The sequence below is a fragment of the Mesorhizobium sp. M1A.F.Ca.IN.020.06.1.1 genome (genome assembly GCF_004023265.1).
GTDB lineage: Bacteria > Pseudomonadota > Alphaproteobacteria > Rhizobiales > Rhizobiaceae > Mesorhizobium.
Window position 1 is genome coordinate 1 of sequence record NZ_RZSR01000506.1, and the last position, 4,291, is coordinate 4,291.

The following is a 4,291-nucleotide window of genomic DNA, read 5'->3' on the forward strand; positions in this document are numbered from 1 at the left end:
GTCCAGGGCGCTCGGTGGCGATGGTCAGGCCGTAGAGCTGGCGCGAAAGACCGACTGCGAAATCGCAGATGTCGATCATCTCCTGCACTTCACCGAGACCCTCGGACGGGATCTTGCCGACCTCGATCGACACCAGCCGGCCGAGCTCCGCCTTGTGAGCACGCAACTCCTCGCCGAGCAGGCGCACCAGCTCGCCCCGCTTCGGCCCCGGCACCAGCCGCCAGGCGTGGAAGGCCTTGTGCGCGGCATCGATAGCCTTGCCGGCATCGACCGCCGAGATCGACTTCAGTGCAGCGATCTGCTCGCCCGTCACCGGGCTGCGCACGATGAGGTCGCCGCCGGAAAGTGCATCCTTGGCGACGCCAAGTTTCTCCAGAAGTGAGGCCGTTTCCTTCGCAATCGTCATGTTGGTTCCTTTTCAGATCTCGCCTTGGATATGGCGAGCGTCGAAGCCTTGCGCCACGTCTTGTCGGCGCCCTCAGGCACGACGGCGCTTTCATGGCGTGGCATTACTCGTTTCAGGGAAAAACCGCCACCCCGGGATGGTCCAACCCCGGCGCGCAAAATTGGGCCAATAGTGAAAATGGGATCAGCGCGCCTTCTTGGCCTGCGACTTCTCGGTGCTTTCCTTGATCAGCCGGTCGATATGCATGCGGATATGAGCGGCTTCGGCGGCGGTGTTGGCTAAAGCGATCGCGCGGTCGAAGGCCACGCGCGCCTCCTCGCCACGGCCGAGCTGCATCAGCAGGCCGCCCTTCAGGCCGAAGAAGTGGAAATAGCCTGCCAGCCGATCCTCCAGCGGCTCGATCATCGCCAGCGCCGCTTCGGGGCCGCGCACCTTGCTCACCGCAACCGCGCGGTTCAGCGTCACTACCGGCGACGGCTGCATCTGCTCGAGCAAGCCGTAGAGCAGGTCGATCTCGGTCCAGTCCGTATCCTCGGGTGTTGCCGCCCGCGCATGCAATGCCGCGATCGCCGCTTGCACCTGGTATGGGCCAGGCTTGCGATGACGCAGCGCCTTGTCGACCAGCGCCAGGCCCTCGTCGATCATCTTGCGGCTCCAGAGCGACCGGTCCTGATCCTCGAGCAGCACGATCTCGCCATGCGCGTCGAAGCGCGCCGGCGCGCGTGCATGCTGGAGAAGCAGCAGCGCCGTCAGCCCCATGATCTCCGGTTCCTGCTGAAACAGCCTGAGCAGCAGCCGGGCGAGCCGGATCGCCTCCTCGCAAAGCGGCGCGCGGGCCGGCGCCTCGCCGCCATTGGTCGAATAGCCCTCGTTGAAGATCAGATAGATCATGGCCGCGACCGCCGCCAAGCGCTCGGAACGCTCGACCGCGCCTGGCGTCTCGAACGGCACGCCGGCATCGGCGATGCGCGCCTTGGCCCGGGTGATGCGCTGCTCCATGGCGCTCTCGCCGACGAGAAAGGCGCGCGCGATCTGCTTGACGGTCAGGCCGGAGACGATGCGCAGCGCGACCGCGATCTGCTGCGTCGCCGGCAGGTCCGGATGGCAGCAGATGAACAGGAGCCGCAGGATATCGTCGCGATAATGCGCGCCGTCCAGCCGCTCGGCCATATCGCCTTCGGCATCCTCGAGATCGGAGATCTGGTCCTCTTCCGGCATCGGCGCCTGCTTGGCGCGCTTGCGCACCGCGTCGATGCCGCTGTCGCGGCCGACGAAGATCAGCCAGGCCGCCGGATCGCGCGGCGGCCCGTTTTTCGGCCAGTTCTTCAGCGCCCTCAGGCATGCATCCTGGAAAGCTTCTTCCGCGGCGTCGAGGTCGCGGAAATAGCGCAGCAGCGCGCCCATCGCCTGCGGACGGGCGGTGCTGATCGCGTTGCTGATCCAGGCAAGCTCGGTCATGCGGGAACCTTTGTCGGATTGAAGACCGAGATCGGCCTGATCTCGTAGGAACCACCGCTCGGATTGACCTCGGAGAGTTCGCGAGCGAACTCGACTGCTTCGTCCAGGTGATTGCATTCGAGCGTGTAGAAGCCGAGGAACTGCTCCTTGGTCTCGGCGAACGGGCCGTCGAGCACCACCGATTCGCCCTTGACCTTGCGAAGCGTCGTCGCGGCTGTGGTCGGCAGCAGGCGCGCCACCGGCCCCAGCCGGCCTGCCCTGGCGTATTTGTCCTGTACGTTGAGGAGCTTTGCCATGACCTCCTCGTCCTGTTCCTTGCTCCAGGAGCAGACCACGTCTTCGGAGGCGTAGCAGAGAATGGCATAGAGCATGGTGCGTCCTTTCCGTATCAAAGGACGCAACAGTAGGACCCTTCCCGACACAAGGTCGACAAAAAAGTTGTAGGGCTATCGAGGGTTTACGCTATCCTCCTGGTGGTCAGGCTTCGCGCGCCTGCAGCCATCTCAGCACCAGCGTCTCCTCCTCGTCGAGGCCCGGTATAAGGCGCTTTCGTTTGTTGGCTTCGGCCATTTCGCCGAGCAGCTTCCCTTCGGCCCACGCCTCGAAGACGAGCGGATGGATATAGCACCGGCGGCAGACGGCTCGCGTATTGCCGAGTCGTTCGGCGACCTTGTCGACGATACTGTTCATCACGCGGTTTTTCTGGGTCATGCTCTCGGGCAACTCCGCCTGCGCGAACAGCGATGCCGCATGGATGGTGCCGCCCCAGGTGCGAAAATGCTTGGAGCTGAACTCCGGGCCAGATGCCTCGCGAATATAGCGATTGACGTCCTCCGACCGCAGCGGCCGGCGTGTTCCCTCGTCATCAAGATACTGAAACAGCTTCTGGCCAGGCAGGTCCTGCGCGCCGCGCACGATTTTGGCGATGCGTTGGTCGACGAGCTTCAGCTTCCATTCCTTGCCGGACTTGCCCGTGAAGGAGAAGCGCAGGCTGGAACCGGTGATTTCGACATGGCGGTCGCGCAGCGTGGTCAGGCCGAAACTCTTGTTGTCGCGGGCATAGGCGGCATTGCCGACACGGATCATGGTGTTGTCGAGCAGCCAGACGACAGAGGCGACAACGCGCTCCAGCGGAAGTCCATGACGGCGCAGGTCGGCATCGACCTGGCGCCTCAAGGAGGGCAGGCTTTGCGCGAAAGCAACGAGGCTGGAGTATTTGACGCCGTCCCGTTCCTCGGTCCACTGCGGATGATAGCGGTACTGCTTGCGTCCGCGCTGATCCCGGCCGGTCGCCTGGATATGGCCGTTCGGGTCGGGCGAGATCCATACATCCGTCCACGCGGGCGGAATGACGATCGCCTTGATACGGTCAAGGGTGGCCGCGGTGACCGCACTCCCGTTCGGGCCGACATAGGAAAATCCCTTGCCTTTTCTCAGGCGCCGGATGCCCGGATCGGCATCGCTGACATAGCTGAGCGCGGCGCGCTCGGCGGAACTCTGCGCGCCGTTCCCTTGTATTTCCAGACCACCCGCCAGGCGGCCGAAGGACGATTGTGCTCGTTGCAGCATGGTAACTCCACGGAACTGGTCCGTAGATAAGCCGCGCGACAGCGGCTGGTTCCGCCGTCCCCAGAGGGCGTCCTTCAGCTCCGCCGGTCGGCGGACACCTCAGCCATCCAAAGCCTGCCGTCGTCGACATGGGTGGGAAAGTAGTCTCGCCCGGCCGGTATCGCTTCCAGAACCGCTCCCGACTCGTCCGTCAGATAGTCGTAGCCGATCTGCTGCAAACGTTGCTCCGGATCGAGATGATTGTAGAGGTCGCGACGTGCCACGCGCCGTTTCGGCTCGATCATCTTCAAATGATAAAGGTTAAGGCCGCTGTCCCGAAGCTTGAAGCGCAGATCTTCGGGGAACCAGGCCTCATGCAGCCCTTGCGACCGGCTCAGATCCGGGTGATAGGCGGGGAAAAGCCTGTGCTGCATCTTTTGGCCCCAGACGCCGTCGATGCGATAGCTTGCCGGCGTATACATCTCCCTTAGGCGAAATCCCCAGGCATTGCGCCTGGACCCGCTGGTCAGTTGGCCTATCCGGCTTGCCACGGCATCTTCCAGCCTTTCGTCCGGATCGATTGCCAGAAGCCAATCGGCACCGGCCTCATAGGCCGCGGCAATAAGCGCGCGCCGCCTCTGCGGTTCATTGCTGAAGACCGCATCCGCCGAGCGATCGTCATAGGCGATCCAGCCATCGACGATTGCGTCGAGATTGGCGAGGAGGTCTGGCACCAGATGCGCATCGTAGCGATAGCTGAAAATGGCGACGATCCTTTGCCGCGACCAAAGCCATCGACCGCGCCGCCGGCGCGGCTGCTTCATCTCCATGGTGATCATGGCCGCGTGCCTGTCCTATCGCCATGCGTTACGCCGACGC

5 protein-coding genes are annotated in these 4,291 nt (G+C 63.7%); all 5 read right to left on the bottom strand.

Going from position 1 to position 4,291, the window contains the following annotated elements:
- On the bottom strand, window positions 1-406 hold a 406-nt coding region (locus EOA60_RS20890), incomplete at its 3' end, for an aldehyde dehydrogenase family protein (RefSeq protein WP_128311813.1).
- 183 nt (window positions 407-589) lie between these two features.
- A complete protein-coding gene (locus EOA60_RS20895; RefSeq protein ID WP_128311815.1) occupies window positions 590-1,864 on the bottom strand; it encodes an RNA polymerase sigma factor in 1,275 nt (424 codons plus the stop codon).
- Window positions 1,861-2,235, bottom strand: a complete 375-nt coding sequence (locus EOA60_RS20900) for a YciI family protein (RefSeq protein ID WP_067002334.1) — start codon at window positions 2,233-2,235, stop codon at window positions 1,861-1,863. The genes EOA60_RS20895 and EOA60_RS20900 overlap by 4 nt, the downstream gene beginning before the upstream one ends.
- 106 nt (window positions 2,236-2,341) lie before the next feature.
- Window positions 2,342-3,433, bottom strand: a complete 1,092-nt coding sequence (locus tag EOA60_RS20905) for a DNA topoisomerase IB (RefSeq protein ID WP_067326145.1) — start codon at window positions 3,431-3,433, stop codon at window positions 2,342-2,344.
- Window positions 3,434-3,507: 74 nt separating this feature from the next.
- Window positions 3,508-4,146 carry a hypothetical protein gene (locus EOA60_RS20910; RefSeq protein ID WP_206628178.1) on the bottom strand — a complete coding sequence of 213 codons (639 nt, stop codon included), beginning with the start codon at window positions 4,144-4,146 and terminating at the stop codon, window positions 3,508-3,510.
- Window positions 4,147-4,291: the final 145 nt, after the last annotated feature.

What these genes read in the sequence shown, in the direction of transcription:
- EOA60_RS20895 (WP_128311815.1), bottom strand. Translation starts at nt 1,864, where the DNA reads ATGACCGAGCTTGCCTGGATCAGCAACGCGATCAGCACCGCCCGTCCG.
- EOA60_RS20900 (WP_067002334.1), bottom strand. Translation starts at nt 2,235, where the DNA reads ATGCTCTATGCCATTCTCTGCTACGCCTCCGAAGACGTGGTCTGCTCC.
- EOA60_RS20905 (WP_067326145.1), bottom strand. Translation starts at nt 3,433, where the DNA reads ATGCTGCAACGAGCACAATCGTCCTTCGGCCGCCTGGCGGGTGGTCTG.